This window comes from Promicromonospora sp. NPDC090134 (assembly GCF_044746965.1).
In the GTDB taxonomy this organism is placed as follows: domain Bacteria; phylum Actinomycetota; class Actinomycetes; order Actinomycetales; family Cellulomonadaceae; genus Promicromonospora.
The window spans coordinates 1,179,920-1,206,066 of sequence record NZ_JBIVCZ010000001.1; the positions used below are offsets into that span (position 1 = coordinate 1,179,920).

The following is a 26,147-nucleotide window of genomic DNA, read 5'->3' on the forward strand; positions in this document are numbered from 1 at the left end:
CGTCAGCCGGGCAACGGCCGGCCGGTCCGCATCTCCGCCAGCATGGCGCGGACCACCGGCACCAGGTCGCCGTCGTGCGCGGCGGCGACCTGCTCCTGCCGCCGGTACGACGGCCCGGTGCGGAGGATGTCCCGCACCCCGGCGAGCTCCGCCGCGCAGCCCAGCCGGTGCGCCACCGGCTCCAGCTCGACCAGCAGCTTGCCGATCGCGTCGGCGACCGGCCCCTGGTTGCCGTGGGCGTCGAGGATCACCGTGGCGTCCAGCCCGTAGCGGGCCGAACGGAACTTGTTCTCCGCCACGAACCACGGCGGCAGCTCAACCAGCTCCCGGCCGTGGTCCAGCTGCGTGGACAGGTGCTCCACGAGGCAGTGCACCAGCGCGGCCAGCGTGAGGGCTTCCGTGAGGTTGGTCGGGCCGTCGCACACCCGGACCTCGAGCGTGCCGAACTTCGGTGAGGGGCGGACGTCCCAGTGGACCTCGTTGAACGCCTCGACGGCTCCGATGTGCAGCATGTCGCCTGCGTACGCCTCGAGCTCCTGCCAGGTCTCGAACGCGACCGGCAGCCCGGAGCTCGGGATCTGCTGGAACAGCAGTGACCGGTTGGACGCGAATCCCGTGTGCTCACCGGCCCAGTACGGCGACCCCGCCGACAGCGCTTGCAGGTGCGGGAAGTACTTGAGCATCGCGCGCATCAGTGGCAGCGCCTTGTCCCGGTGCTCGATCCCGACGTGGACGTGCAGCCCCCAGATGATGAGCTGCGCGCCCCACACGCCCGTGCGCTCGCGGATGCGGGCGTAGCGCTCCTTCTCGCCGATCTCCTGGTCGGCTCCCTTTGCGAACGGGTGGGTGCCGCCGCCCATGAGCTCCAGGCCCATCGGGTCCGTGACCGTTCGCACGCGGTCGAGCGTGCGGCTGAGGTCCGCCCCGGCGTCGGCCACGGTCCGCCCGACCCCGGAGACCAGCTCGATGGTGTTCTTCATGAACTCGCCGGTGACGTGCGCGGTGTAGCCCGCGGGACCCTGCTGCTGGTTGCCGCCGCCGCGCGCGAGAGCCTCGAGCACCTCCGGACCTGCCTGGCACAGGTCGGCGGTGCCGGGCTCGACGAGCCCGATCTCCCACTCGAGGCCTACGGTCGATCGTGGGGATGCGCCGAAGCCGAGCCGTAGCGGCGAGCTCATACGGCTCCCAGCGGTTCGACGAGGAGTACCTGTTGGTTGCCTGCCACACGGGTGAGCACGATCGTCGCCTCCTCGGTTCCGGTGAGCACGAGCTGCTTGCGAAGTTGTTCAGGCACCACCGCGGTGCCCCGCTTCTTGATCGTGATGCGCCCGACGTTCCGGTCGCGGAGATAGGACTTGAGCCGCTTCAGGCCGAACGGCATGGTGTCGAGCACCCGGTACCCGGTCGCGATCGGAGCCTGCGCACCGGCGGCCTCGGCGGGCCGGGCCGGCGGCAGCGCGGCGGGGTCATCGGTCGTGACGTACGCGATGGTCGGGTCGACGAGGCGTCCGCCCAGCTCGGCGGCCGCCTCGCCCACGAGCCCGGCGCGGATCACCGCGCCGTCGGGCTCGTAGAGGTAGTGCCCGACGCCGCCGACGTCCGGCTGCGTGCCGTCGCCGCGCAGGGTGCGGCCGAGGGTGTGCTCCTTGCCGTCGTCGTCGGTGAAGGTGCGCAGCACGAGTGCCGAGCGGCCGGGGCCGTCGGGCGCGAGCGGGCCGAACCAGAGCCCGGCCTCGACCACGTCGCCGTTGACGGAGACCCACTGGGTCTCGGCGTCGTCGGGCAGGCCCTCGTGCGCGATGCCAGGACCCACCTTGATGCCGACGGCCGGCACCGACTCCCGCAGCGCCCAGACGGCGTCGAGCGGGGGCTCGTAGGCGCGCGGGTCGAAGATGCGGCTGCTGCGGCCGCCCCTGCCGCCGCGCACGCGCCGGGCGGGGTCGGCGTAGACGGCGTCGATGCCCTCGGCGCGCAGGTCGAGCGTGAGGCCGTCGGCGTGCCGCACCTCCGCCTCGGGGAAGTGGCGCAGGTTCCACTGCGCGATGGCGGCCGTGCACTCGTCGAGGTCGGTGGCGACGACGCGCAGCCCCGTCCCGGCGAAGGCGAGAGAGTCTGCGCCGATGCCGCAGGTGAGGTCGGCGAGGGCGGTCACGCCCGCGTCGAGGTACCGTCGGGCGTGCAGCGCCGCGACGACGAGCCGCGTCGCCTGCTCCAGACCGTCCGCGGTGAAGAGCATCCCGTCGGCGAAGTCACCGAACTTGGCCCGTGCCCGGGCGCGCAGCCGGGACTGGGTGACCACGGCGGCCGCGAGGTCCGCCGCCACGCCCTGGGAGCGCAGGGTAGTCACGGTCTTCATCGCGTCGCGCTCGTCGTACGGCGGAAGAGCCGCAAGCAGGGCCCAGCCGTCGGGGCTGAGGAGTTTGCTCAGAATCGCCGCATCCATGGGAAGATCTTTCCACGTTTGTCCAGGTCATGACGAGTGGCCGGACGCAACCTTTTCGTAGAGATGGCGAGATCTCGAAGTGCGGACGGCGCGTCGCGCGCCGGGCGTGTGAGGTGCTCCACGCGATTGGCACTCGCCTTGACCGAGTGCTAGCGCCGACCTAGATTTGGGGTTGTTCATCGCCGCGGATCCCGGTAACCGGGGCCTTCGGCGGAGGACCCAGACGTTCGTGCCCGCCGGCACCCGCGACGACGGCGGACCGTCGAACGTTCGAGCCCCTGAAGTCAACCATGCAGCTGATCACTCGATCCGCTCAACGAAAGAGGGAGGTCCGACGTGTCGGTCCCCATCAAGCCGCTCGAGGACCGGATCGTCGTCAAGGCTCTCGAAGCCGAGACCACGACCGCTTCCGGCCTGGTCATCCCGGACACCGCCAAGGAGAAGCCCCAGGAGGGCGAGGTTCTGGCCGTGGGCCAGGGCCGCATCGACGACAACGGCAACCGTGTGCCGCTGGACGTCGCCGTCGGTGACAAGGTGATCTACTCCAAGTACGGCGGCACCGAGGTCAAGTACGCGGGCGAGGAGTACCTGGTGCTCTCGACCCGCGACGTCCTCGCGGTGGTCGTGGGCTGATTCCAGCCCGCGCCAGATAGGCGAAGGCCCCGCACCAGATCGGTGCGGGGCCTTCGTCTTGTCCGGAGACCGTTGTGGCCACTACTGGTTACCGCTTCGGCGTCGAAGCGGCCATGCGTTCGAAGCGGGCGTCCATCAGAAGCGGGCGTGCGGCAGAAGCGCGTCACGCCGCACGCGTCAGAAGTTGTGCACCCGGGGTCAGGCGGAGACGGACTTGCCGGCGAGGATCGCCGACCGCTCGTCCTCGCTGAGCCCGCCCCACACGCCGTACGGCTCGCGCACGCGGAGCGACTGCTCGCGGCACTGCATCATCACGGGGCAGGAGCGGCAGATCGCCTTGGCGGCCTCGGCGCGCCGCCGGCGGGTCGATCCACGCTCACCCTCGGGGTGGAAGAAGAGGGTGTCGTCCGCGTCGCGGCACGCGCCCTGGTACTGCCATTCCCACAGTTCCATCACCGGACCGGGAAGCCTCGAGATCTCCGTCATGGCGAACAACTTACAAGTTGTGCAGAAGTTGTTCAAGGGGCAGTTTCGCGTCATCGGGTTCAATCGGGTCAACGAGAAGCAGGTCGGCACTGACCGGATTTGTATGATTGTGAACCGAAATCCACCGAGATCGGCGGCACGCCGGGTTTCGCAGTGGCGCGGAGAGGGCCGGGTCGGCAGAATCGAGTCCATGACTTCTTCGCGACCCGCCCAGAACTCGGGCGGGTCACGTGCATCCAGCCCCGGACTGGCTGTCGCCGCCGTTGCCCGGCGCCTCGGGGTCGCTCCCGCGACCCTGCGCACGTGGGACCGCCGCTACGGCCTCGGGCCCTCGGGCCGCACCGCCGGATCGCACCGCCGCTACACGCCGGACGACGTCGCCCGGCTCCTGGTGATGCGCCGACTGACCCTGGAGGGCGTGGCGCCGGTGGACGCCGCCCGCGCCGCCGTCGAGGCGGGGGATGCCGAGCTCGAGGTCGCCACCCGCACCGCCCCGGCGCTGCCCGCGGTCCAGGTCGAGGGCGGGGCGGACGCCGACGAGCACGACTTCGCGGAGCGGTTCGTCGGCACCGTCGAGGTTCCGGCCGGCCCCGAGGACGAGGCCGCCCCGGCGGACACGACGCCGCCCGGCTCCGGGGACGAGGCCGACGACCCCGCCCCGGCGTCCGGCGACGAGCGGACCGAGGAGCCTCGTGGCCGTGCGCGCCTGCGTGCGCTGCCCGGCGGCGCGACCGGCGGCGGTGCTCCGGCACCGGCCGGCGGGCCGCGGTCCGCAGCCGCCCCGGCGCCGACGTCGGGCCGGGTGTCCGCCCTGGTCGATGCCGCCCTGGCGTACAGCCGGACCGCCTGCGACAACCTGCTCGTGCTCGGCCCGGACGGCGACCCCGCCACCTGGTGGACCGAGCTCGTCGAGCCGGCCTGGCTCCGGCTGTCCGAACGGACGGTCCTCGCGGGCCCGGGCGAGATGCCCGAGGTGGTGCTCGCGACGGCCGCGCTGCGCGCGCTGCGCAACTACATCGAGGAGTTCGAGCGGGTCATGGTCGAGGCGGGCGGTCCGCCGGCCAACCACCCGAGCCGGATGCGCAAGATCGTGCTGGTCTTCGCCGCGCCCGACGAGGTGGTGCCGCTCTCGGCGCACGCCCTCGCGGCCGCGCTGGCCGCCCAGGGCTCGATGGCGCGGATCGTCACGGGTCCCGCGAGCACCCACCGCTCGGTCGAACTGGTCACGATGGTCCGCCCGACGGCGGTGGTGCTGGCGACGACGCAGAACAAGCCGGACCTCGACGTCGTGCACGCGGTGAACGAGAGCTATCCGGAGCTGCCGATCTTCGTGGGACTGCGGGCCGACGCGGCCGCGACGGAGCTGCCGTTCGGGCCCACGGTGCAGCGGGTGCGCTCGTTCACGGGGCTGCTGCACGAGGTGCTCGCCGTCATCAAGGCGAGGTGACGCACGCCTCGGGCCGGTACCACGGCCCGGCCGAGATCTGCGGTCGCGGCGGCCGTAGACTTGCTGCATGACGGACCAGACCTCGCCGGGCGACCCGTTCGGTTTCCTCGGGCTCACCTATGACGACGTCCTGCTGCTGCCGGGTTACTCCGACCTGGCGCCGTCGGACATCGACACGACGTCTCGCCTCACGCGCGAGATCTCGCTCAAGATCCCGCTGATCTCAGCGGCGATGGACACGGTCACCGAGTCGGCCATGGCGATCGCCATGGCGCGTCAGGGTGGCCTCGGCGTGCTGCACCGCAACCTCTCCATCGAGGACCAGGCCACCCAGGTCGACCTCGTGAAGCGGACGCAGACCGGCATCATCACGAACCCCGTCACGATCGGCCCGGACGCCACGCTCGAGGAGCTCGACACCCTCGCGGGCCAGTTCCGGATCTCCGGCTTCCCGGTGGTCGACACCGAGAACAAGCTCATCGGCATGGTCACCAACCGCGACCTGCGCTTCACGCCCGTCGCCGAGTGGGCCACCACCAAGGTGGACGAGGTGATGACGCCGCAGCCGCTCATCACCGGCCCGGCCGGGATCTCGCGGGACGACGCCACGCTGCTGCTGCGCAAGCACAAGCTGGAGCGGCTCCCGCTGATCGACCCCGACGGCCGCATCACGGGGCTCATCACGGTCAAGGACTTCGTGAAGTCCGAGCAGTTCCCGAACTCGTCCAAGGACGGCCAGGGCCGCCTCATGGTGGGCGCGGCGATCGGCTACTTCGGCGACGCGTGGCAGCGTGCCACCGCCCTGATCGACGCCGGCGTGGACGTGCTCGTAGCCGACACGGCGCACGGCAACGTGCGCATGCTGATCGACATGGTCAAGCGGCTCAAGACCGACCCGGCCACCAAGGACGTCCAGGTGATCGGCGGGAACGTCGCCACGCGCCAGGGCGCGCAGGCGTTCGTCGACGCCGGGGCCGACGCCGTGAAGGTGGGCGTGGGACCGGGCTCCATCTGCACCACCCGCGTCGTGACGGGCGTGGGCGTGCCGCAGATCACCGCCGTCTACGAGGCGTCGCTCGCGTGCAAGCCGGCGGGCGTGCCGGTCATCGCCGACGGCGGCCTCAAGCACTCCGGCGAGATCGGCAAGGCCATCGTGGCCGGCGCCGAGTCCGTGATGCTGGGCTCGCTGTTCGCGGGCTGCGAGGAGACCCCGGGCGACCTGGTGCTCGTCAACGGCAAGCAGTTCAAGACCTACCGCGGCATGGGCTCGATGGGTGCCATGTCCTCGCGCGGCAAGAAGTCCTACTCCAAGGACCGGTACTTCCAGGCCGAGGTCACCAGCGACGACAAGATCGTGCCCGAGGGCATCGAGGGCCAGGTCGCGTACAAGGGGCCGCTGGCCACCGTGGCGCACCAGCTCATCGGCGGTCTGCACCAGACGATGTTCTACACCGGTGCGCGGACCGTCCCGGAGCTGCAGCAGAACGGCCGGTTCGTCCGCATCACGTCGGCGTCGCTCAAGGAGAGCCACCCGCACGACGTGCAGATGACGGTCGAGGCGCCGAACTACAGCGGGTTCTGACCTCGCAGGTCCGCCGAAGGAGAACGGTGGCGAGATAGAACCGGGGGCCGGAGCGCTGATCAGCGCTCCGGCCCCCGTTCTATCTCGCCACCGTTCTCCTTCGGCGAAACGCCCTCGTCAGCTCGACATGACGCGCGCGTGCAGGGACTGCACCGCGTAGCGGGCGGACCAGAAGGCGCCGTGCTGCCACGCGGACACCTCTGACATCCAGTCGCCCGCGAAGTACACGTTGCCCGCGCCCTGCTGCAGCAGCCGGAAGCCCGCCGAGGAGGTGTTCGGGTAGGCCCAGGCGCCCTCGATGTACGGCACCTTGTGCCAGGCGATGGAGAACGAGCTCTCCAGCTCGCTGCGGTACTTCTCGCCGTGGATCTTCACGCCCTGCTCGACGGCGCGGAGCTCGCGCTGCTTGGGCGTCAGGTCGGCGTACGTGCGGGCGTTGGTGCCGGTGTTGTAGTAGCCCACGACCAGGCCCTTGCGCTCGCCGTACCCGTAGGACGGGTACCAGACGTGGGCCAGGTCCATGTCGGTCTCGGTGATCCCGCCGAAGATCCGGTGGTCGTCCTCCCAGAACCGCGACCGGTACTGCAGGCCGATCTTGCCCGCGGGGGAGCCGACGGCGAACTCGCCGAGCGCCGCGTCGATCTCCGGGCCCCAGTTGGTGTCCCACCGCCGCATGAGGCCCGCCGGCGCCGCGACGACGGCGAAGTCCGCCTCGATCTGCCGCGCCCTGCCGTTCTTGGGCGTGTACGTGACCCTGACCCCGCGGCCGGTGTTCTCCACCCCGGTGACGGGCGACTCGAACTGCACGTTGTGGGAGCCGATGGCCCGCACCAGGTACTGGTACGTCGTGTCCATGCCGCCCTTGGGCTGGAACATGAGCATCGACTGTTCCCAGTTGATCTCGAACGGGAAGTACTGGCCCACCTTCGAGGCCAGCACCTCGGAGACCGTGCCCGGTCCCGGCAGGGGAGTGCCGTGCTCGTTCCAGGCCGACGGGTAGACGTCGAAGCCGCGGTTGCTCCCGCCGGCGTAGGTGCCGTCGGGCTTGAGCGAGCCCCAGCTCCGCAGGAAGGAGCGCAGGTTGTCCTTGTCCGCGGCGGTCAGCTTCTGGTCCAGGGCGCCCTGGTCGGTGGCGTGGTGCAACAGCTCCGAGGTGTAGCCGAAGACGTCCGCCTTGGCGGTGCGGTACCGCACGGGGTTGCCCGGCGTCGCACCGGACCGTTCGTTGTAGAGGTAGGCGTCGGCGTTCGCGTTGGTGAACACCTCGTACGGCACGCCCAGCTCGCGGATGTAGTCCATGGTGACCATCCACTGGGCGATGCGGCCCGCGCCCGCGTTCATGTAGATGCCGTCGGGGAATCGCGCGGTCTGCCGCACGCCGTTGACATCGGTCTCGCTGTCGCCGCCGCGGATCGTCAGGGTGCGCCCGCCGGGGCGGTGCCGCGCCTCGAGCACGGTTACCCGGTAGCCGGCCTTCTGGAGCTCGTAGGCGGTGGCGAGGCCGGCGGGACCGGCCCCGACGACGACGACCTTCTTGGCGGACCGGCCGGTCAGCGTGAAGTCGCCGCCCCGCGGGGGGACCCAGGACTCGGCCCTGGGCTGGGCGGCCGCGGTGGGGGCCAGCCCCATCGCGCCCATCGTCGCGAACATGACGCCGGCGCTGGACCCCGCGCCGACGGCCTGCAGGAAGTTGCGGCGGGAGACGCCGGAGGTGCTCTTCTCGGTGACCACGGTCCCTACCCCTCGTGTCGACAGGCCTGACGGGCGGCTTGCCCTGGTGGGGGAGCCAGGAACCGCCGTCAGCGCCGAGCCGGACGCTAGGGAGCGCAGGTCACCACTGCGAGTCTCCGTCGTTTCTGCGCAGTTGCGCCTAGTAACCATGTTGTTTCCGGATCTCGCCGCAGGTCGGCGTTTGTGCAGGAACGATTCGATCAGCGGGGCGAAGGCGTTCCCGATCCGACCCGAAGCGGACATCCCTCGGAAACTCCCCGTGGCTAGCGTCCGCGCCACCCGGTGCCGACCGCCGGGCCACCACGTCCGGGCGCCGTCGCCGCACCCGGCCGGCCAGATGGAGGAGCACCATGAAGAACCGTGCCGCGCTGATCACCGCCGTCGTTCTCACCGCCGCGATCGCGGTCCCCGGGACCGCTTTCGCCGCCGCCCACGCCTTCCGGCCCGATCCCACCCGAGCCCACTCCTTCGTCACGGGAGACACCCCGCTCATCGCCGACGGCGTGGCCATCGGCAAGAACGTCTCCTGGTACAAGTCCTCCGGCCTCGGCCCGGCCGCCCGCAACACGACGCCAGGGGTGACTGCGGAGCAGAGGTACATCCCCACCGACGTCTTCCCCGGTGGTGAGCTGCCCGCCGGCGTCACCCTCACGGAGGCGCAGAGCATCAACGCCCTGATGCGGATCGGCGAGAACCTGGACAAGGCCGGGCTGTCCTACGACGACGTCGTCTCGATGCGCGTGTTCCTGCAGAACCCGGCGGGCGCGGAGAAGATGGACTTCGCCGGGTGGAACCGGGCCTACCGCCAGTTCTTCGCCAACACGAACCTGGCCACCGGCGAGACGCTCGACGTGCAGCTCGGGTCGGCCACGACCGAACCGATGGTCGTCAACGAGGCCCGGCCGTCGCGTTTCGCACTGGAGGTCGAGAACCTGCCGGTGGACGGCTGGCTCGTCGAGGTCGAGGTCGACGCCGTCTACCCGCGCTGAGCAGGGCCGCGCCCCGGTGTCCCGGGGCGCGGCTGCCCTTCTGCCCGGTCAGGCGATCGACGCGTGCTGCACCGGCCAGGCGCCGGACGCGTCGGGTCCGGTCAGGCCCTGCTCGCGGCGCCACTCGTTGAAGCTCACCGCCCACTGGCGGTGCGCGCCGATCTGCTGCTGGTGCAGGTCCGCGAGCGGCATGCGCGCGAGCTGCGGGAACCGGCGGGCCAGCGCCTCCAGCACGTCGAGCGTGGCGAGCACGTCCACCTCGGCGGTGTGCAGGTCGCCCTCGGAGGTGACGCCGTACCACTGGGACAGGTCTCCGAGCCGGCGCTTGCCCGGCCGGTACCGGTCCAGCCAGCGGTCGATGACCAGCGGGTCCACGACGGGCTCGACCGCGCGGCCCAGGCGCTGGGGCAGGGTCTTGAGCCCGTGGCGCTGCAGCTCGGCGTCGAGCAGCGAGAGGTCGAAGGCCGCGTTGTAGGCGACGACGGGGACGCCGTCGGCCAGGTGCGTGGCGAGCTCGGTCGCGATCTCCTCCAGCGCCTCCAGGGGCGCGACGCCGTGGGCGCGCGCGTGCTCGGTCGAGATGCCGTGGATGGCCGCGGCCTCCTCCGGGATCTCGACCCCCGGATCCATCAGCCACGTGCGGACCTCGGTGCCCGCTCCGGGCGTGCGCAGCACGAGGGCTGCCGTGACGATGCGGTCGCCCGTGACGTCCACCCCTGTGGTCTCGGTGTCGAAGCCCAGCAGCGGCCTGTGGATCCAGGTCTCGTTCATGGTGTCCTCCCTGCTCGTCCGGGTTTCCCGGTGCGTCCAGGGAGAACCCTGCCACCGGTCACTGACACTGTGGTTCGTGCCACCCCGCACATCACGAGACACTGCGCGCCGGGTCAGCAGCGATGGGTAGGCTTGGCGGGTGAGCAACGAGATCGAGATCGGACGCGGCAAGCGTGGGCGGCGCGCCTATTCCTTCGACGACATCGCGGTGGTGCCGTCCCGGCGCACACGCGACCCGAAGGACGTCTCGGTCGGCTGGCAGATCGACGCGTACCACTTCGACCTGCCGATCGTCGCGGCCCCGATGGACTCCGTGATGACGCCGGACAGCGCGGTCGCGCTGGGCCGGTTCGGCGGGCTGGGCGTGCTCGACCTCGAGGGCCTGTGGACCCGGTACGAGTCGCCCGAGCCGCTGCTGGCCGAGATCGCCGAGCTGCCGGCCGACGAGGCGACGCACCGGATGCAGGCGATCTACTCCGAGCCGATCAAGCCGGAGCTGATCACGCAGCGCCTCAAGGAGATCCGGTCCGCGGGCGTCACGGTCGCCGGCGCGCTCACCCCGCAGCGCACGCAGGAGTTCTACAAGACGGTGGTCGACGCCGGCGTCGACCTGTTCGTCATCCGCGGCACCACGGTCTCGGCCGAGCACGTGTCGGGCAACGCCGAGCCGCTCAACCTCAAGCGGTTCATCTACGAGCTGGACGTGCCCGTCGTCGTCGGCGGGGCCTCGACGTACACCGCGGCGCTGCACCTGATGCGCACCGGCGCGGCGGGCGTGCTCGTCGGCTTCGGCGGCGGTGCCGCCCACACCACGCGGGTGAGCCTCGGCATCCACGCGCCCATGGCCACCTCGGTGGCCGACGTCGCCGCGGCCCGCCGCGACTACCTCGACGAGTCGGGCGGCCGGTACGTGCACGTGATCGCCGACGGCGGCGTGGGCCACTCCGGCGACATCGTCAAGGCCGTGGCCTGCGGCGCGGACGCCGTCATGCTCGGTGCCGCGCTCGCGCGGGCCGCCGAGGCGCCCGGGAAGGGCTTCCACTGGGGCCCCGAGGCGCACCACCCGCAGCTCCCGCGCGGCGAGCGCGTCGAGGTGGGCACGGTCGGCACGCTGGAGGAGATCCTCTTCGGGCCGGGCAAGCAGGCCGACGGCACCCTCAACCTCGTGGGTGCCCTGCGCCGGGCCATGGCCACGACCGGCTACTCCGACCTCAAGGAGTTCCAGCGGGTCGAGGTCGTCGTCTCCCCGTACCAGCCCCGGTGAGCGCCGTGCGGAGCGGCGAGCCGCTCGCCCCGGTCCTCGCCGCCGCGCCCGCGGCCGACGGCGAGTTCGTCGAGATCACCGACGCCGACGTCGACCAGGTGGTGGAGCTCTGGCGGGAGTGCGGGCTGACCCGGCCGTGGAACGACCCGCACCGCGACATCGCCGACGCCCGCGCGGGCACCGGCTCGACGGTCCTCGTCGCGCGGGTCGACGGCCGCGTGGCGGCGTCCGCGATGGCCGGGCACGACGGGCACCGCGGCTGGCTCTACTACGTGGCCGTCGCGCCCGGCCTGCAGGGCAGCGGGCTGGGCCGGGCGGCCGTCGTGGCCGCCGAGGCGTGGCTGGTGTCGCAGGGCGCGCGCAAGATCCAGCTCATGGTGCGCACCACCAACACGGACGTGCTCGGCTTCTACGAGCGGCTCGGTTACGCCGACCAGGAGTGCTCCGTGCTGGGCCGCTGGGTCGAGCCGAACTGAGCCGCTGACGCGGATCGAGGCGAGATCGCGGCCGTTGCGAGCAACCGCTATGAAAGTCAGTTTCACACATCTATCAATACGTGGTGCAGGGTTTTGCGCGTAGGGTGGCCGCCATGATCGACGACACAGCAGCCGACGCAGCCGCGAGTGGTGCCGTCGGCGGGGTGCTCGACCCCGAGCACCCGCAGGGAACCTTCGTCCTCGAGCCCGGCGTGATGGCGCCGCTCGTGGCGCGGATCGCGACGTCCGAGGCTTCCGGCACGCACCGCTCGATGTGCCCGTTCACGGGTGCTCCCCTCGTGACCTTTCCGATCTCCTCCGCCGACGACGTGGCCGCTTCCGTCGTCCGCGCCCGGGTGGCGCAGCGCGGCTGGGCGCGCCTCTCGGTGCGCGATCGTGCCGGGGTGCTCCAGCGGCTCGGCCGCATCGTCCTGGAGAGACAGTCCGAGGCGCTCGACCTGATCCAGCTCGAGACCGGCAAGTCGCGCCGCGCCGCCTTCGAGGAGATCGCGGACATCGCGCAGGTGGCCCGGCACTACGCCGTGCGCGGCGAGCGCTACCTCGCGTCCCGCCGGTCCGGGGGCATGGTCCCGCTGCTCACAGGCGTGCAGGTGCACCGCCGGCCGGTCGGCGTCGTGGGCGCCATCGCGCCCTGGAACTACCCGCTGGTGCTCGCGCTCTCGGAGGCGCTCCCCGCGCTCCTGGCCGGCAACGCCGTGGTGCTCAAGCCGGACCCGCAGACCACGCTCACCGCCCTGTGGGCGGCCGAGGCCCTGGACGACGCCGGCCTGCCGGCGGGCCTGTTCCAGGTGGTCGCCGGCGGCCCCGACGTGGGCGAGGCGCTCGTCGAGCACGTCGACCACGTCGCGTTCACCGGGTCCACCGCCACGGGGCGCAAGGTCGCGGCGCGGGCCGGCGAGCGGCTGATCGGGGCCACACTGGAGCTCGGCGGTAAGAACGCGCTCTACGTGGCGGAGGACGTCGACGTCGACGCGGTGGTGCCCGGCATCGTTCGGGCCTGCTTCTCGAACGCGGGCCAGCTGTGCGTGTCCGTCGAACGTCTGGTGGTGCACGAGGCGATCGCCGACGAGTTCGTCGCGAAGTTCGTGCGCGCGGTCCGGAACCTGCGGCTCAGCCCGGCCCTCGACTACTCCGCCGACATCGGCTCGCTCACCTCCGCGGCGCAGCTCGACAAGGTGACGGCGCACGTGGACGACGCGCTGGCCCGGGGCGCCCGGGTGCTCGCCGGCGGGGTGCACCGCGCCGACGTCGGCCCTTACTTCTACGCGCCCACCGTGCTCGACGATGTGCCGGCGCAAGCCGTGGTGTCCCGCGAGGAGACGTTCGGGCCGGTCGTCACGATCACGCGGGTCGACTGCGACGAGGACGCCGTCACCGTCATCAACGACACCGAGTACGGACTGCACGCCGCGGTCTGGTCCAGGGACGTGGGCCGGGCGCGCCGGGTGGCCGCGCGGATCGAGACCGGGTCGGTCGCGATCAACGACGGCTACACGATGACCTGGGGCTCGGTCTCCGCGCCGCTCGGCGGCTGGAAGGCCTCGGGGCTCGGCGGGCGGCACGGGGCGGCGTCGATCGCCGGCCTGACCCGGCAGCAGACCGTGGTGACGTCGCGTGGCGCCCGCATCGGCGCCACGTTCGACAACCTCTACGGCCTGGGCGGGGACACCCCGAGCCGGGTGCTCACCACGGCGCTGGGGGTCATGCGCAAGCTGCGCATGTCCTGAGCGATCGTGTTGGCCGTCGGGGGCGGCGACCGAACTGGTCGTCGAAGGAGTGAACGGTCGTCACCGGGGCGAGTACGCTCACCCGCATGACGACGCAGCTCCACGCCTTCTGGAAGTCCGCCAACTCGCTGCCGGTGATCGGCGGGCTGCTCGGGAAGCGGATCTTCAGCGTGGCCTACAGCCTCAAGGCCCCGTACTTCGGCACCATCGCCCCGCGCGTGGTCGACATGCGGCCGAACTACGGCGAGGTGGTCGTCCCCAACCGGTGGCGCAACCGCAACCACATCGGCACCGTGCACGCGATCGCCGTCTGCAACGGGCTGGAGATGGCCATGGGCTCCCTCGCGGAGGCCACCGTGCCCGACGACAAGCGGTGGCTGCCCAAGGGCATGGAGGTGTCCTACCTCGCCAAGTCGACCGGTGACGTGACCTGCGTGGCCGAGACCGACCAGGCGCAGTGGGACGGCGACGACAAGGACCTGCCCGTGCGCGTGCGCGGCGTGCTCGCGGACGGGACCGTGGTGGTCGAGGGCACGATCCACCTGTGGGTCACCCCGAAGAAGAAGTGAGTCAGCGGAGGCGGCGTCGGCCCAGCGAGCGGACCGCCGCCTTCCAGCTCGCCGGCAGCTCGCGGACGTGCCACCAGGCCCACTGCACCGGCTGGACGCTCGTGGCGCTCACGCCGACACCCACGGCGTCCAGCCCGGCCTCCACGCAGGAGTAGAGCGTGCGGCGCAGGTGGTAGTCCTGCGTGACGACGACGGCGGTGCGTACCCCGTACAGGTCGTGCGCGCGGCGGCAGGTGGCCGTGGTGTTGAAGCCCTCGCGGTCCAGCACGATCGCGTCGTCGGGGACGCCGAGGTCGTTGTCGAGGAGCCAGGCACGCATCGAGGCGGGCTCGTCGTAGCGGGTGCCGTCGGGGTTGTCGTGCGCGTCGCCGCTCAGGATCACCGTGGGCGCGACGCCCGCGCGGTACAGCTCGGCGCCGCCCTCGACCCGGCGGCGCAGGTAGGTCGACGGCGTGCCGTCGCTGCGGAGCCCGGCCCCGAGCACGATGACGGCGTCGGCCTTCTCGATCTCGCTCGCGTCGTTGCGCACGCGGGCGTTCCCGGTGGCCTGAACTGCGACGACAGGGACGGTGAAGGCGACGGCGAGCACGCCCGCGACGATCGCGGAGACCTTGAGGGGAGTCACGACGGGAACGGTACCGTCTCCGGTGCCGGTCCTCGGCTCACGCCGCGAGGGACGCCAGCTCGGCCGTCAGGTTGGAGTGCGCGGCGTCCTGCCAGCGGGCGGTGCCCGGGGCGGTGCGGAACAGGGGGCCGCCCGCCAGCAGGGTGCGGAGCACCTCGGACCGGCCGGCGCGGAACAGCGGGTCGGGCACGTCGCAGTACTCGGCGCGGACCTGGTGGGTGTAGCGCGTATAGACGACGGGGCTGCCGCCCAGCACAGCGAGGTCGGCGTCGCTGACCAGGCCGCCGATGACGTCGTCGTCGGCCGGGGCGTGGTCGGCGGTGACCATGACCAGGCGTGCGGTCTCGTCGATGTCCTCGGTGGTGACGCCCGCTTCAGTGAGCGGGCCGAGCAGCTCGGCCACGAGCTCGGCGGAGCGTTCCTCGTCCTGCTGGGCTACGCCGTCGTGCACCGCGTCGTGGAACCAGAGGGCGAGGCGGGCGCGCCGGTGGTCGTGCTCGGACACGGTGGTCTCGGCCGCCACGACGTCGAGCGCGTCCAGGGCCGCGGCCAGGTGGAACGTCGTGTGGTAGACCCGGTGTGGCTCGCGCCAGCGGTCGACGAGTTCCTCGCCGGCCTTGCGTGCCAGGCCCGGGTCGGGCCAGAGGGCCTCCCAGCGAGTCAGGAGGGTGGCCCGCTTCGCGCGGTTGCGCTCGGCACCCGAGACGCGCAGTCCGGAGGCAGCCAGGCGTCGGGCCAGGTCGCCGCCGTCGACGGGCACGGCACCCGCCGCGACGAGGTCGTCGTAGCGCGACGCCGGGACGTCGTAGTGGTCGAGGTCGAGCGCCCGGTCGGGGATCTCGGCGGCGCGGGCGAAGAGGCGGAGCTCCTGCAGCGACCCGTCCGAGACCAGGTGGGAGAAGAGCGTCCCGTGCGCGGGCCAGGCCGGCGGGTCGATGAAGAGGGTCACGGGGTGAGGCTAGCGCTCCGGGGAGGGCGGGGCGGACGTCGGCGGTGGCGGCGCGGCACCGCGGGTGAACTTCCGGAGGAACACCCGTCGGGCGGCCGATCTGGTCGGCGTGACCCCCGCTCACGCCTTAAGGTCCTCCAGGCCGCTGATGGCTCGCGGCGCTACCCCCCCGTACTACGTGAAGGAACGATCGTGCCTGACGAAGCTGTTGGCCCACTCTTCATCATTCTCGGCATCGTGCTCAGCGGCCTGGTGGCGCAGTGGAGCTTCCGGCACCGCGCGGTCAGGCGCACCGGATCGGGCACCGCGGAGATCGTCGTCTGGGCCCGCTCCGGTCACGTTCCCGGGCTCGCCCGAAAGAAGAAGTGGGTCAAGGCCAAGGCCGGTGTGGACGAGTCCGGTCGGCTGGTGTGGGTCAAGCCCGCCGGCGAGGCCGTGACGTTGACGCTACGCAGCCGGGAGTCCCGTCCGCGCGACAAGGGCGACCTCTGGTTCCTCGACCCGGGCACCCCGATCTGGGATGCCGTCACGGCCGACGGCCAGGAGCTGGGCATCGTCATCCCGCAGGCGCGTGAGCACTGGTTGGTCGAGAAGCTGCCGGTAGGCGGCCTGTCGGTGATGAAGCCGTAGCTGGGTGACGCGGCCGAGGACGCCTGCGGCGAAGCGCCGCTACCCCTGGTCGCTCGGCCGGTCCGCTCGCCTCGACGCCGCGCGGTGCTCCCGCACCGCCTGGGTGACCTGCGCGATGTCGTCCTTGGTCGGCTGGCGGAACGCCCCGCCGTCCGCCACGTACTCGTCGCCGTGCTTCTCCAGGTGTGCCGCGAACACCGGGCACACCGGGACGACCACGATGTTCCTGCGGATGCTGTCGGCCAGGGCCTCGCGCACCAGGATGCCCGCGAGGCCGCGTCCGCCGTACGCCTCGTCGACCTCGGTGTGGAAGAAGATCCGGTCGTGGTCGACGCCGCCCTCGTCGCCCACACCCACACCGCCGTCAACGCCGTCCTCGCTCGGGTCGACGAAGTCGGCCCTCCCGACCACGGGCCCACCCTCGACGTGCACGGCGTACGCCCCGATCGGCCCACCCGTGTTCAGTGTGACGGTGACGGACTCGCCGGTCCTGTCCTTCATGAGACCTCCAGAACGGTCGTGGGCGCGGGTGTCCCGGTCAGCGTACGCAGTTCGTCGAGGCCCACGTTCGCGCCGAACGCCGGAGTGCCGGGCTCGAGCCGGGCACCCGCCGCGAGGTCGCCGATCACGAGCGGGTCGAACCCGAGAGCGTCGATGACCGAGGCGACGGCCGCGAGGTCGTCGGCGGAGTCCCCGGCGAGCGCGATGGCCTTGCGCTCGACGGCGCCCGCGGGGCGGGAACCGTCTTCCAGGTCGTGATAACCCATGTGGTTGAAGGCCTTCACGATCCGCGCGCCGGGCAGCATCCGCGCCACGAACTCGCTGGACGAGACGTCGGGCGGGACGATCTCATCGCGCGGACCGTCGATCTCCCACCAGTGGTTCATGGCGTCGACGACGAGCCGGCTCGCCAGCTCCGCGACCGGCAGGCCGTCGTGCTTGCCGAGCGGGAGCGCGAGGACGACGACGTCGGCGGCCGCGGCCTCGGCGGGCCACACCGCCGTCGCTCCGGGGGTGAGCACCTCGATGGTCAGCGCGATCTTCTCCGGATCGCCCGACCCCGAGATCAGCACGCGGTAGCCGGCGGCGACGGCGAGCCGCGCCAGGACGGTGCCCACCTTGCCGGCCCCGAGGATCCCGATGGTGGTCCCCGCGGGGTTCAACGCGCCGCCCCGGCCGTGCTCGGCTGCTCGGCGAGCAGCTCGCGCACCCGCGGGATGACCTGCGTGCCGTACAGCTCGACCGACCGCAGCCGCGCCTCGGCGGACACCGCGCCGGCCGAGGAGTAGATCATGTCGAACCGGCCGACATCCAGGACGCGGATCGCCCGCGCCATCTTGCGCGCGACCGTGTCGACCGACCCGACGTACAGCGAACCCTGCTCCACGTCGGCCTCGAACTCGTCCCGGCGCAGGGGCGGCCAGCCGCGCAGCGCGCCGATCCGGTCGCGGATCTCCCGGTACCCGGGGTAGAACAGCTCCTTCGCCTCCTCGTCCGTGGCGGCGACGAAGCCCGGCGAGTGCATCCCGACCGGCTGCGGCGTGGTGCCGAGCTTCTCGTGCGCCCGCCGGTAGAGCTCCACGTACTGCGCGAACCGGTCGGGCGGCCCGCCGATGATGGCGAGCATGAGTCCGAACCCGTAGTAGGCGGTGCGAAGCACCGACTGCGGCGTCCCGCCCACGCCGACCCAGGTCTTGAGCCGCCCGGACTCGGTCTTCGGGAAGACGTCGGCCTCCTGCAGCGACGCGCGCATGGTGCCCTCCCAGGTGACCGGCTTCTCGTCGAGGAGGTGGCTGAAGAGGTCGATCTTCTCCTCGAACAGCGTGTCGTAGTCCTTCAGGTCGTACCCGAACAGCGGGAACGACTCGGTGAAGGAGCCGCGGCCGAGGATCACCTCGGCGCGCCCGTTCGAGAGTGCGTCGACGGTCGCGAAGCGCTGGAAGACCCGGACCGGGTCGTCCGACGACAGCACCGTCACGCCCGACGCGAGCTTGATGCGCTTTGTCGCTGTCGCGATGCCGGCGAGGACGGTCTCCGGGCTCGAGATCGCGTACTCGGGCCGGTGGTGCTCGCCCAGCGCGATGACGTCGATGCCCACCTGGTCCGCGAGGACCGCCTCGGCGACGACAGCCCGGATCGCCTCCGCGTGCGAGACGACGTCGCCGTGCTCGTCGCGCGGCAGGTCGCCGAAGCTGTCGATACCGAACTCGATCTGCGAGACATCCACCATGACCAGCCCCTTCTGGGTGCTCATTTGATTGACACGTGAATCATCTCGCCATATAGTTCACATGTCAATAACTCACCGAGGAGGGTCGATGACGACGTCGAAGCGCCGCATGCCTACGCGACGTGAGCTCGCGATCTGGCGGGGGTACATCGAGACCTACGACATCCTCCGCAACCGCCTCGAGGCGCGCCTGCACCAGGACTCGGAGCTCTCCAACGGCGACTACCGGGTGCTGCTGGCGCTGAGCGAGGCGGAGGAACACACGCTCCGCTCGTCCGCCCTGGCCGCGCACATCGAGTGGGAGCGCAGCCGGCTCTCCGGCCACCTGGGCCGGATGGAGAAGCGCGGCCTGGTGCGGCGCGAGCCGTGTGCCGAGGACGCCCGCGGGTCGCAGGTGGTGCTCACCGACGAGGGGGCGCGCGCATTCCGGGCGAGCACGGTGCCGCACCTGCAGGCGATCAAGGAGACCTTCCTCGACGCGTTCACCGACGAGCAGCTCGACGTCCTGGGCGAGGCCACCGTGGCGTTGCGTGCGCACCTCGGGCTTCCCCCGATCGCTTCCGACGGGAAGGCCTCGGCGTCGGGGACGCCGACGGCCGCGCCGCCCGCGTCCTAGCCGGCCGCGACCAGCGCGGCCGCCTGCCGGGCGATCGCCAGCTCCTCGTTGGTCGGCACCACCATGACCAGCGGCGCCTCCGCGCCCGCTCCGGCCGAGACGACCCGCGCCTCGCTCGAAGCCGCCTCGTTCGCCGCCGGGTCGATCGTGAGCCCCAGGAACTTCAGGTCCCGCACCACGCCCGACCGGACGGTGTGGTCGTTCTCGCCCACGCCCGCGGTGAACGTCAGCACGTCGATGCCGCCGAGCACCGCCGCGTACGCGCCGACGTACTTGCGCAGCCGGTGCAGGTAGACGTCGCGCGCGAGGCGCGCGTCGGCGTCGCCCGCGGCGACGAGGTTGCGCAGCTCGCGCATGTCGCTGACGCCGGACAGGCCGAGCACGCCGGACTTCTTGTTGAGCAGGGTGTCGACGTCGCTGCCGGACAGCCCGCCCCGCATGAGGTGGAACACGACGCCCGGATCGATGTCGCCGGAGCGCGTGCCCATGACGAGCCCCTCCAACGGCGTCAGGCCCATCGAGGTGTCCAGGGGCCGCCCGCCCAGGATCGCCGACGCCGACGCGCCGTTGCCCAGGTGCAGCACCACCTGCCGCAGCGTCTCCGGGTCGCGCCCCTCGGCCTCCAGCTTCGCGACCACGGCGGGGTGCGCGGCCACCGCCGTCGACACGAACTGGTGCGACGTGCCGTGGAAGCCGTACCGGCGCACGCCGTGCTCCGCGGCGACCTTGCGGTCCAGCGCGTAGGTCGAGGCGGCGGCCGGCAGGGAGGCGAAGAACGCGGTGTCGAACACCGCGACGTGCGGCACGTGCAGCAGCTCGCGCGCCACCTCGATCCCGGTCACGTTCGCGGGGTTGTGCAGCGGCGCGAGGGGAATGAGCGCGCGGATCGCCTCGACGGCGTCGTCGTCGAGCAGGGCCGGGGCCGAGAAGACGTCGCCACCGTGCACCACCCGGTGCCCGACCGCGACGACGTCCGCGTCCGCCAGCCGCGGCCCCACCTCGTTGAACATGCCGGCGACGATCCGCAGCGCCTCGCCGTGGTCCGGCACGGCCAGGTCGCGCACGACCTTCTCACCGCCCGTCTCGTGCTTGACCGTGCCCGAGGACTGGCCGATCCGGTCGACGATGCCGCCCGCCACGGCCTCGCCCGAGTCGGGGTCGACGAGCTGGTACTTGAGCGACGAGGACCCGGAGTTGAGGACGAGGACGGTGCTCATTCAGCTGTCTCCTTGCTCTGCGCCTGGATGGCCGTGATCGCCACGGTGTTCACGATGTCCTGCACCAGCGCCCCGCGCGACAGGTCGTTGACCGGCTTGTTCAGGCCCTGCAGCACCGGCCCGACGGCGACGGCGCCCGCCGACCGCTGCACCGCCTTGTACGTGTTGTTGCCCGTGTTCAGGTCGGGGAAGACGAACACGGTGGCGCGCCCGGCGACGTCGGACCCGGGGAGCTTGGACGCCGCAACGGAGGCGTCCACCGCGGCGTCGTACTGGATGGGGCCCTCGACGTCCAGCTCGGGCGTGCGCTCGCGGACCAGGCCCGTGGCCGTGCGCACCTTGTCGACGTCGGCGCCCGTGCCGGACTCGCCCGTGGAGTAGGACAGCATGGCGATGCGCGGCTCGACGCCGAACTGGCGGGCGGTGGCCGCCGAGGAGACGGCGATGTCGGCGAGCTCCTCCGACGTCGGATCGGGGATGACGGCGCAGTCGCCGTACACGAGCACCCGGTCCTCCAGGCACATGAGGAACACCGACGACACGGACGAGGTGCCCGGCTTGGTCTTGATGATCTCGAACGACGGCCGGATGGTGTGCGCGGTCGAGTGGGCCGCACCCGAGACCATGCCGTCGGCCAGCCCCAGGTGCACCATCATCGTGCCGAAGTAGGAGACGTCGGTGACGATCTCCCGCGCCCGCTCGACCGTCATGCCCTTGTGGGCGCGCAGCCGGGCGTACTCGGCGGAGAACTTCTCGACGTGCTCGTGGTCGTGCGGCGACAGGACGCGCGCGGCCTCGATGTCCAGGCCCAGCTCGGCGGCGCGGGCACGGATCGGCTCCTCGTCGCCGAGGATCGTGAGGTCCGCGATCTGCCGGGCCAGCACCGTGGAGGCCGCGCGCAGGATCCGGTCGTCGGAACCCTCGGGGAGCACGATGTGGCGTCGGTCGGCGCGCGCCCGCTCGATGAGCTGGTACTCGAACATGAGCGGCGTGACCACCTCCGGCCGGGGCAGGTCCAGGCGCGCGGCCAGCGCGGCGGAGTCGACGTTGCGCTCGAACAGGGCGCGCGCCGTCTCGACCTTGCGCACCGAGTTCTTGTCGACCCGCCCGCGGGTGGTCGCCGCCGCGCGGGCCGTGCGGTAGGTGCCGAGCTCGGTCGTGATGATCGGCAGCTTGGGGCGCATGGCCTCCAGGAGCTGCGCCGGCCGACCCTGCGGGTAGAACCCGCCGTTCAGGATGATCCCGGCCAGGGAGGGGAACGACGGCGTCATGTGCGTCGCGAGCAGCCCGATCAGCAGGTCGGTGCGGTCGCCGGGCGTGATGACCACGCCGCCGTCGGTCAGCCGCTCCAGCAGGTGCTCGAAGCTCATGGCGCCCACCTGCACGTCCAGGGCCTCGCGGCCCAGCAGCTCCGGGTCGCCCAGCACGAGCGTGCCGTCCACGGCCTCCAGGAGCTGGCCGACGGTCGGGGCCTGGAGGAACGGCTCCTCGGGGATGGTCCACACGGGCAGGTCGGGCTGGGCCTCGGCCAGCACGGTCCGGATCTCTCGCGCGCTGTGGGTGTCCGAGCGGTTCACGACCAGGCCGATCGCCTGGGCGTGGTGCGCCGCCAGCTCGGCCAGGCTCACGTCCGCCAGCGCTCGCACGCCGTCCGGGGTGCGCTCGCGGCCCGAGACGACCAGCAGCACCGGGGCGCCCAGGTTCGCCGCGATGCGCGCGTTGAACGAGAGCTCGGTAGGCCCGGCGACGTCGGTGTAGTCGGTGCCGAGGATCACCACCGAGTCGCAGCGCGCGGCCAGGTCGTGGAACCGGGACACGATGCGGCTCAGCGCGTCCTCGGGGTCGGTGTGCAGGTCGGCGTACTTCACGCCGACGGCGTCGTCGTAGGAGATGTCGACGCCGTCGTGCTCCAGGAGGAGCTCCAGCACGTGGTCGCGCTCGCCGCTCGAGTCCTCGGCCTCGGTCGCGCGCGAGACGGGCCGGTAGACCCCGACCCGCTGGCCCTTGCGGACCAGCAGGTCGAGGACGCCGAGTGCGACGGTCGACTTTCCGCTCTCGCCCTCCGGGCTGGCGATGACGATGCTGCGGGTTGCGCCGGTCACGTGTCGCTCCGTGTTCACTTCGTGGGATTTGCTGCTACTCGTTGTCTCCACCGGTGCCGAGCGTAGCGTCAACCTGACCGGCGTCGGACTGGTCCTGCGCGTCGGGCCACACCCAGTCGCGCACCTCGGGGAGGTCGTCCCCGTGCTCCCGGGTCCATGCACGTGCACGAAGCCGCGCGTCCTGCATCCGCTGGCGCAGCCCGGCCTGGGCGCTGCCGAGCTGCGGCACCCGGTCGATGACATCGATCACAAGGTGGTACCGGTCCAGGTCGTTCAGCATGACCATGTCGAACGGCGTCGTCGTCGTGCCCTCCTCCTTGTACCCGCGCACGTGCCAGTTGACGTGGCCCGTGCGCCGGTAGGTGAGGCGGTGGATGAGCCACGGGTAGCCGTGGTAGGCGAAGACGACGGGCCGGCCGGCCGTGAACAGGCCGTCGAACTCGGTGTCGGTGAGGCCATGCGGGTGTTCCTTGGCGTCCTGCAGCCGCATGAGGTCCACGACGTTGACCACGCGCACCTTGAGGTCGGGCAGCTCCCGGCGCAGGATGTCGGCCGCGGCGAGCACCTCCAGCGTGGGCACGTCGCCCGCACAGCCGAGGACGACGTCGGGCTGCTCGCCCGCCACCTCCGTGCCCGCCCACTCCCAGATGCCGAGGCCGCGCGTGCAGTGCTCGATCGCGGTGGGCATGTCCAGGAAGTTGGGCGCGGGCTGCTTGCCGGCCACCACGACGTTCACGTACTGCCGGCTGCGCAGGCAGTGGTCGTAGGTGGACAGCAGGGTGTTGGCGTCCGGCGGGAGGTAGACCCGCACGATCTCCGCCTTCTTGTTCACCACGTGGTCGATGAACCCGGGGTCCTGGTGGCTGAACCCGTTGTGGTCCTGCCGCCACACGTGGCTGGACAGCAAGTAGTTCAGCGAGGCGATGGGCCGCCGCCACGGGATGTGGTTGGTGACCTTGAGCCACTTGGCGTGCTGGTTGAACATCGAGTCGACGATGTGGATGAACGCTTCGTAGCTGGTCAGCAGCCCGTGCCGGCCGGTCAGGAGGTAGCCCTCCAGCCAGCCCTGCACCTGGTGCTCGCTCAGCATCTCCATGACCCGACCGGCGCGGGCCAGGTGCTCGTCCACCTCGGGCCCGATGTACTCGGCGTTCCACTGCTTGTCCGTCACCTCGTACACGGCCTGCAGGCGGTTCGACGCCGTCTCGTCCGGCCCGAAGATCCGGAAGTTGTCGGGGTTGAGCCGGATCACGTCGGTCAGCCACTGGCCCAGCACGCGCGGCGCCTCCGACGTCGACCCGCCGGGGACGGGCACGTCCACCGCGTAGTCGCGGAAGTCCGGCAGGCGCAGGTCCTTGAGCAGCAGCCCGCCGTTCGCGTGGGGGTTGGCGCTCATCCGCAGCGCGCCGGTCGGGGCGAGCTCGGTGATCTCGGGCAGCACGCGGCCGTCGGCGTCGAACAGCTCCTCCGGCCGGTAGGACCGCAGCCAGTCCTCCAGGACCTTCAGGTGCTCCTGCGTGTCTCGCGCGTTCGCGAGCGGCACCTGGTGCGCACGCCACGACCCCGTCGTCTTCTTGCCGTCGATCTCCGCCGGACCGCTCCACCCCTTGGGCGTGCGGAACACGATCATGGGCCACATCGGGCGGCTGAGGTCGCCTTCCGCGGCGCGGGCCTTGATCGCCGCGATCTCGTCGAGCACCTCGTCCAGCAGCGCCGCGAACCGGCGGTGCGTGTCCAGCGGCGACTCGTTCTCGTCGTACCCGCCGTCGAAGAAGTACGGCTTGTGGCCGTAGCCGACCATGAGGTCGTTCAGCTCGTGGTGCGAGATGCGCGCCAGGACGGTCGGGTTGGCGATCTTGTACCCGTTGAGATGCAGGATCGGCAGCACGACGCCGTCCTGGGCCGGGTTGACGAACTTGTTCGAGTGCCAGGAGGTGGCCAGCGGGCCGGTCTCGGCCTCGCCGTCGCCCACCACCGCCGCGACCAGCAGGTCGGGGTTGTCGAAGACCGCGCCGTAGGCGTGGCTCAGGGCGTAGCCGAGCTCACCGCCCTCGTGGATCGACCCCGGCGTCTCGGGCGCCACGTGGCTCGGGATGCCGCCCGGGAAGGAGAACTGCCGGAACAGGCGCTTGACGCCCTCCGAGTCCTCCGTGATGTCGCTGTAGACCTCGGAGTACGTGCCGTCCAGGTACGCGGAGGCGACCAGCCCCGGGCCGCCGTGGCCGGGGCCCGTGACGTACACCGTCTGCTGCTCGCGCTCCTTGATGGCGCGGTTCAGGTGTGCGTACAGGAAGTTCAGCCCCGGCGTGGTGCCCCAGTGGCCCAGCAGGCGCGGCTTGACGTGGTCCGCGGTCAGGGGCTCGCGCAGGAGCGGGTTGTCCAGGAGGTAGATCTGGCCCACCGAGAGGAAGTTCGCGGCCCGCCACCAGGCGTCGATGCGCTCCAGGTCGGCGGGGGCTAGCTCGGCGACACCGGTGGTGCGCCATCCGGTGGCGGGGGAGTCGGGGACTGTGGTCGTCGTCATCACTCACGCTCCTACTGCGGTTTGCGTGTGAACCCTGCGGTTACGTGTGGATCCGTGCCGGTCTGCTGCCCGTTCATTCGAACGCACAACCGCCGTACACGCGAGACGACCGCCCGGCCCGGTCATCTGTGACGCGTCCGACAGAACGACCGGGTGACCTGTGCCGCGGACCCGCCGACGGCGGCTACCGTTGAGGCTATGCCCGTCAGTGCCCCCAGCACATCCCCGTCGAAGGTGATCGACGTCGAACCCACCACCGAACGTCGCACCTTTCTCCAGGTGGCCACGCAGCCCCGGATGATCGGGCTGCTGCTCGTGTTCGTGCTGGCGGCGTTCGTGTGCGGCCGGCTGGGCGCCTGGCAGCTCGACCGCGCCTACGAGCGGGCGGAGCTGGCCGCGCAGCAGGAGGCGGCCGAGACCGCCGCCGCGGGCCCGGCCTGGCTGGGCGACGTGCTGACGCCGCAGGAGAGCTTTCCCGGCGAGCTCGTCGGCCGCGAGGTGCGCGTGACCGGCGAGTACGAGCCGTCCGGCACGCTGCTCGTCCCGGGCCGCGTGCTGGAGGGCCGCGTCGGCTACCTCGTCCTGACCCCCTTCCGGGTGTCCGACGACGGGACCGACGGCGCGTCCTGGGCCGACCTGTCCGGCGCGCCGGTGCTCGCACTCGTCGAGGGCTGGGTGGCAACGCCCGCGGACGCCGAGACGCTGGCGCTGCCCGCCGGCGAGGTCGAGGTGACGGGCTGGCTGCAGGCGGGCGAGGCGACGGCTGGCAGCGCCGCCGTGGTGGACGGGCAGACCGAGCAGATCGCGCTGAGCGCGCTGGTCAACGAGTGGGGCGGGCCCATCTACACCGGGTACGCCGTCCTGACGTCGGGCCCGGGGTCACCCGAGGAGGGCGGGGTCGCCGCCCTGCCGCGCCCCACGATCGACGGCGGCTCGGGGGCCAACCTGCAGAACATCTTCTACGCGCTGCAATGGTGGCTGTTCGGCGGGTTCGCCGTGCTGCTCTGGGTGCGCCTCGTGCGGGACGAGATGGCGGGCGGACGCCGCGGCGGCGCCCCGACCGACGCCGACACGGGCATCGCGGGGCTGCCGGCGGCGTGAGCCTCCCTTTGAGG

24 protein-coding genes are annotated in these 26,147 nt (G+C 71.7%); 11 read left to right on the forward strand and 13 right to left on the reverse strand.

Features of this window, described 5'->3' with window-relative positions:
- Positions 1-2: 2 nt before the first annotated feature.
- Together ACIPN7_RS05185 and ACIPN7_RS05190 are read right to left on the reverse strand one after the other, a co-directional pair.
- Positions 3-1,178: a glutamate--cysteine ligase gene (locus ACIPN7_RS05185; protein ID WP_400538671.1), complete on the reverse strand. Its 1,176-nt coding sequence runs from the start codon at positions 1,176-1,178 to the stop codon at positions 3-5.
- Complete coding sequence (locus ACIPN7_RS05190) at positions 1,175-2,443, reverse strand: SAM-dependent methyltransferase (protein WP_400538673.1); 1,269 nt, start codon at positions 2,441-2,443, stop codon at positions 1,175-1,177. Before ACIPN7_RS05190 ends, ACIPN7_RS05185 begins: the two co-directional genes overlap by 4 nt.
- 336 nt (positions 2,444-2,779) lie before the next feature.
- Here ACIPN7_RS05190 and groES point away from each other — a divergent pair, with 336 nt between their 5' ends.
- Positions 2,780-3,076 carry a co-chaperone GroES gene (gene groES / locus ACIPN7_RS05195; RefSeq protein ID WP_020016178.1) on the forward strand — a complete coding sequence of 99 codons (297 nt, stop codon included), beginning with the start codon at positions 2,780-2,782 and terminating at the stop codon, positions 3,074-3,076.
- 198 nt (positions 3,077-3,274) lie between these two features.
- Here groES and ACIPN7_RS05200 read toward each other — a convergent pair whose 3' ends face one another.
- Positions 3,275-3,562, reverse strand: a complete 288-nt coding sequence (locus tag ACIPN7_RS05200) for a WhiB family transcriptional regulator (protein ID WP_020016179.1) — start codon at positions 3,560-3,562, stop codon at positions 3,275-3,277.
- 190 nt (positions 3,563-3,752) lie between these two features.
- On the opposite strand from ACIPN7_RS05200, the gene ACIPN7_RS05205 reads away from it, so the two are divergent.
- Positions 3,753-5,009: a MerR family transcriptional regulator gene (locus ACIPN7_RS05205; RefSeq protein WP_400538676.1), complete on the forward strand. Its 1,257-nt coding sequence runs from the start codon at positions 3,753-3,755 to the stop codon at positions 5,007-5,009.
- Positions 5,010-5,076: 67 nt separating this feature from the next.
- Positions 5,077-6,591, forward strand: coding sequence for an IMP dehydrogenase (gene guaB / locus ACIPN7_RS05210; RefSeq protein ID WP_400538677.1), 1,515 nt, complete (start codon positions 5,077-5,079; stop codon positions 6,589-6,591).
- 117 nt (positions 6,592-6,708) lie between these two features.
- Here guaB and ACIPN7_RS05215 read toward each other — a convergent pair whose 3' ends face one another.
- Positions 6,709-8,322, reverse strand: a complete 1,614-nt coding sequence (locus tag ACIPN7_RS05215) for an FAD-dependent oxidoreductase (RefSeq protein WP_400538679.1) — start codon at positions 8,320-8,322, stop codon at positions 6,709-6,711.
- A gap of 350 nt (positions 8,323-8,672) precedes the next feature.
- On the opposite strand from ACIPN7_RS05215, the gene ACIPN7_RS05220 reads away from it, so the two are divergent.
- Positions 8,673-9,311, forward strand: coding sequence for a Rid family hydrolase (locus ACIPN7_RS05220; RefSeq protein WP_400538681.1), 639 nt, complete (start codon positions 8,673-8,675; stop codon positions 9,309-9,311).
- A 48-nt stretch (positions 9,312-9,359) separates the two neighbouring features.
- Here ACIPN7_RS05220 and ACIPN7_RS05225 read toward each other — a convergent pair whose 3' ends face one another.
- Positions 9,360-10,082, reverse strand: a complete 723-nt coding sequence (locus tag ACIPN7_RS05225) for an exonuclease domain-containing protein (RefSeq protein WP_400538683.1) — start codon at positions 10,080-10,082, stop codon at positions 9,360-9,362.
- 139 nt (positions 10,083-10,221) lie between these two features.
- On the opposite strand from ACIPN7_RS05225, the gene ACIPN7_RS05230 reads away from it, so the two are divergent.
- The 4 genes from ACIPN7_RS05230 to ACIPN7_RS05245 all read left to right on the forward strand — a co-directional run bounded on the left by ACIPN7_RS05230 (position 10,222) and on the right by ACIPN7_RS05245 (position 14,139).
- Positions 10,222-11,346 (forward strand): GuaB3 family IMP dehydrogenase-related protein, encoded by a 1,125-nt coding sequence (locus ACIPN7_RS05230; protein WP_285101083.1) that lies wholly within the window; start codon positions 10,222-10,224, stop codon positions 11,344-11,346.
- Positions 11,343-11,822, forward strand: coding sequence for a GNAT family acetyltransferase (locus ACIPN7_RS05235; RefSeq protein WP_400538685.1), 480 nt, complete (start codon positions 11,343-11,345; stop codon positions 11,820-11,822). Before ACIPN7_RS05230 ends, ACIPN7_RS05235 begins: the two co-directional genes overlap by 4 nt.
- 113 nt (positions 11,823-11,935) lie before the next feature.
- A complete protein-coding gene (locus ACIPN7_RS05240; protein ID WP_400538687.1) occupies positions 11,936-13,570 on the forward strand; it encodes a succinic semialdehyde dehydrogenase in 1,635 nt (544 codons plus the stop codon).
- A gap of 86 nt (positions 13,571-13,656) precedes the next feature.
- Positions 13,657-14,139, forward strand: coding sequence for a hotdog fold domain-containing protein (locus ACIPN7_RS05245; protein ID WP_400538689.1), 483 nt, complete (start codon positions 13,657-13,659; stop codon positions 14,137-14,139).
- 1 nt (position 14,140) lies between these two features.
- Here ACIPN7_RS05245 and ACIPN7_RS05250 read toward each other — a convergent pair whose 3' ends face one another.
- Both ACIPN7_RS05250 and ACIPN7_RS05255 read right to left on the reverse strand, forming a co-directional pair.
- Positions 14,141-14,764 (reverse strand): vancomycin high temperature exclusion protein, encoded by a 624-nt coding sequence (locus ACIPN7_RS05250; protein ID WP_400538691.1) that lies wholly within the window; start codon positions 14,762-14,764, stop codon positions 14,141-14,143.
- A 37-nt stretch (positions 14,765-14,801) separates the two neighbouring features.
- The gene (locus ACIPN7_RS05255) at positions 14,802-15,713 is read right to left on the reverse strand and encodes a DUF4031 domain-containing protein (protein ID WP_400538693.1); all 912 of its coding nucleotides are present in this window, start codon (positions 15,711-15,713) and stop codon (positions 14,802-14,804) included.
- 192 nt (positions 15,714-15,905) lie between these two features.
- Here ACIPN7_RS05255 and ACIPN7_RS05260 point away from each other — a divergent pair, with 192 nt between their 5' ends.
- Entirely contained in the window at positions 15,906-16,343 is a 438-nt protein-coding gene (locus tag ACIPN7_RS05260; RefSeq protein WP_400538695.1) for a hypothetical protein, read from the forward strand.
- A gap of 39 nt (positions 16,344-16,382) precedes the next feature.
- Here the strand turns inward: ACIPN7_RS05260 and ACIPN7_RS05265 are convergent, their stop codons facing one another.
- The 3 genes from ACIPN7_RS05265 to ACIPN7_RS05275 are packed head-to-tail and all read right to left on the reverse strand — an operon-like array spanning position 16,383 to position 18,597.
- Positions 16,383-16,844 carry a GNAT family N-acetyltransferase gene (locus tag ACIPN7_RS05265; RefSeq protein ID WP_400538696.1) on the reverse strand — a complete coding sequence of 154 codons (462 nt, stop codon included), beginning with the start codon at positions 16,842-16,844 and terminating at the stop codon, positions 16,383-16,385.
- On the reverse strand, positions 16,841-17,506 hold the full coding sequence (locus tag ACIPN7_RS05270) for an NADPH-dependent F420 reductase (protein ID WP_400538698.1): 666 nt from the start codon (positions 17,504-17,506) through the stop codon (positions 16,841-16,843). Before ACIPN7_RS05270 ends, ACIPN7_RS05265 begins: the two co-directional genes overlap by 4 nt.
- On the reverse strand, positions 17,503-18,597 hold the full coding sequence (locus tag ACIPN7_RS05275) for an LLM class flavin-dependent oxidoreductase (RefSeq protein ID WP_400538700.1): 1,095 nt from the start codon (positions 18,595-18,597) through the stop codon (positions 17,503-17,505). Before ACIPN7_RS05275 ends, ACIPN7_RS05270 begins: the two co-directional genes overlap by 4 nt.
- 64 nt (positions 18,598-18,661) lie before the next feature.
- Between ACIPN7_RS05275 and ACIPN7_RS05280 the strand changes: the two genes are divergently transcribed.
- Positions 18,662-19,189, forward strand: coding sequence for a MarR family winged helix-turn-helix transcriptional regulator (locus ACIPN7_RS05280; protein WP_400538702.1), 528 nt, complete (start codon positions 18,662-18,664; stop codon positions 19,187-19,189).
- Here the strand turns inward: ACIPN7_RS05280 and ACIPN7_RS05285 are convergent.
- From ACIPN7_RS05285 to ACIPN7_RS05295, 3 genes are read right to left on the reverse strand one after another with little or no spacing between them, the layout of a single operon-like run.
- Positions 19,186-20,406: an acetate/propionate family kinase gene (locus ACIPN7_RS05285; RefSeq protein ID WP_400538704.1), complete on the reverse strand. Its 1,221-nt coding sequence runs from the start codon at positions 20,404-20,406 to the stop codon at positions 19,186-19,188. The genes ACIPN7_RS05280 and ACIPN7_RS05285 overlap by 4 nt on opposite strands.
- Positions 20,403-22,508 (reverse strand): phosphate acetyltransferase, encoded by a 2,106-nt coding sequence (gene pta, locus ACIPN7_RS05290; RefSeq protein ID WP_400538706.1) that lies wholly within the window; start codon positions 22,506-22,508, stop codon positions 20,403-20,405. Before pta ends, ACIPN7_RS05285 begins: the two co-directional genes overlap by 4 nt.
- Before the next feature lie 34 nt (positions 22,509-22,542).
- A complete protein-coding gene (locus tag ACIPN7_RS05295) occupies positions 22,543-25,032 on the reverse strand; it encodes a phosphoketolase (protein ID WP_400538708.1) in 2,490 nt (829 codons plus the stop codon).
- A 198-nt stretch (positions 25,033-25,230) separates the two neighbouring features.
- Between ACIPN7_RS05295 and ACIPN7_RS05300 the strand changes: the two genes are divergently transcribed.
- Entirely contained in the window at positions 25,231-26,133 is a 903-nt protein-coding gene (locus tag ACIPN7_RS05300) for an SURF1 family protein (protein WP_400538710.1), read from the forward strand.
- Positions 26,134-26,147 lie beyond the last annotated feature (14 nt).

What these genes read in the sequence shown, in the direction of transcription:
- ACIPN7_RS05185 (WP_400538671.1), bottom strand. Translation starts at nt 1,178, where the DNA reads ATGAGCTCGCCGCTACGGCTCGGCTTCGGCGCATCCCCACGATCGACC.
- ACIPN7_RS05190 (WP_400538673.1), bottom strand. Translation starts at nt 2,443, where the DNA reads ATGGATGCGGCGATTCTGAGCAAACTCCTCAGCCCCGACGGCTGGGCC.
- ACIPN7_RS05200 (WP_020016179.1), bottom strand. Translation starts at nt 3,562, where the DNA reads ATGACGGAGATCTCGAGGCTTCCCGGTCCGGTGATGGAACTGTGGGAA.
- ACIPN7_RS05205 (WP_400538676.1), top strand. Translation starts at nt 3,753, where the DNA reads ATGACTTCTTCGCGACCCGCCCAGAACTCGGGCGGGTCACGTGCATCC.
- guaB (WP_400538677.1), top strand. Translation starts at nt 5,077, where the DNA reads ATGACGGACCAGACCTCGCCGGGCGACCCGTTCGGTTTCCTCGGGCTC.
- ACIPN7_RS05220 (WP_400538681.1), top strand. Translation starts at nt 8,673, where the DNA reads ATGAAGAACCGTGCCGCGCTGATCACCGCCGTCGTTCTCACCGCCGCG.
- ACIPN7_RS05225 (WP_400538683.1), bottom strand. Translation starts at nt 10,082, where the DNA reads ATGAACGAGACCTGGATCCACAGGCCGCTGCTGGGCTTCGACACCGAG.
- ACIPN7_RS05240 (WP_400538687.1), top strand. Translation starts at nt 11,936, where the DNA reads ATGATCGACGACACAGCAGCCGACGCAGCCGCGAGTGGTGCCGTCGGC.
- ACIPN7_RS05245 (WP_400538689.1), top strand. Translation starts at nt 13,657, where the DNA reads ATGACGACGCAGCTCCACGCCTTCTGGAAGTCCGCCAACTCGCTGCCG.
- ACIPN7_RS05265 (WP_400538696.1), bottom strand. Translation starts at nt 16,844, where the DNA reads ATGAAGGACAGGACCGGCGAGTCCGTCACCGTCACACTGAACACGGGT.
- ACIPN7_RS05275 (WP_400538700.1), bottom strand. Translation starts at nt 18,597, where the DNA reads ATGAGCACCCAGAAGGGGCTGGTCATGGTGGATGTCTCGCAGATCGAG.
- ACIPN7_RS05280 (WP_400538702.1), top strand. Translation starts at nt 18,662, where the DNA reads ATGACGACGTCGAAGCGCCGCATGCCTACGCGACGTGAGCTCGCGATC.
- ACIPN7_RS05285 (WP_400538704.1), bottom strand. Translation starts at nt 20,406, where the DNA reads ATGAGCACCGTCCTCGTCCTCAACTCCGGGTCCTCGTCGCTCAAGTAC.
- ACIPN7_RS05295 (WP_400538708.1), bottom strand. Translation starts at nt 25,032, where the DNA reads ATGACGACGACCACAGTCCCCGACTCCCCCGCCACCGGATGGCGCACC.
- ACIPN7_RS05300 (WP_400538710.1), top strand. Translation starts at nt 25,231, where the DNA reads ATGCCCGTCAGTGCCCCCAGCACATCCCCGTCGAAGGTGATCGACGTC.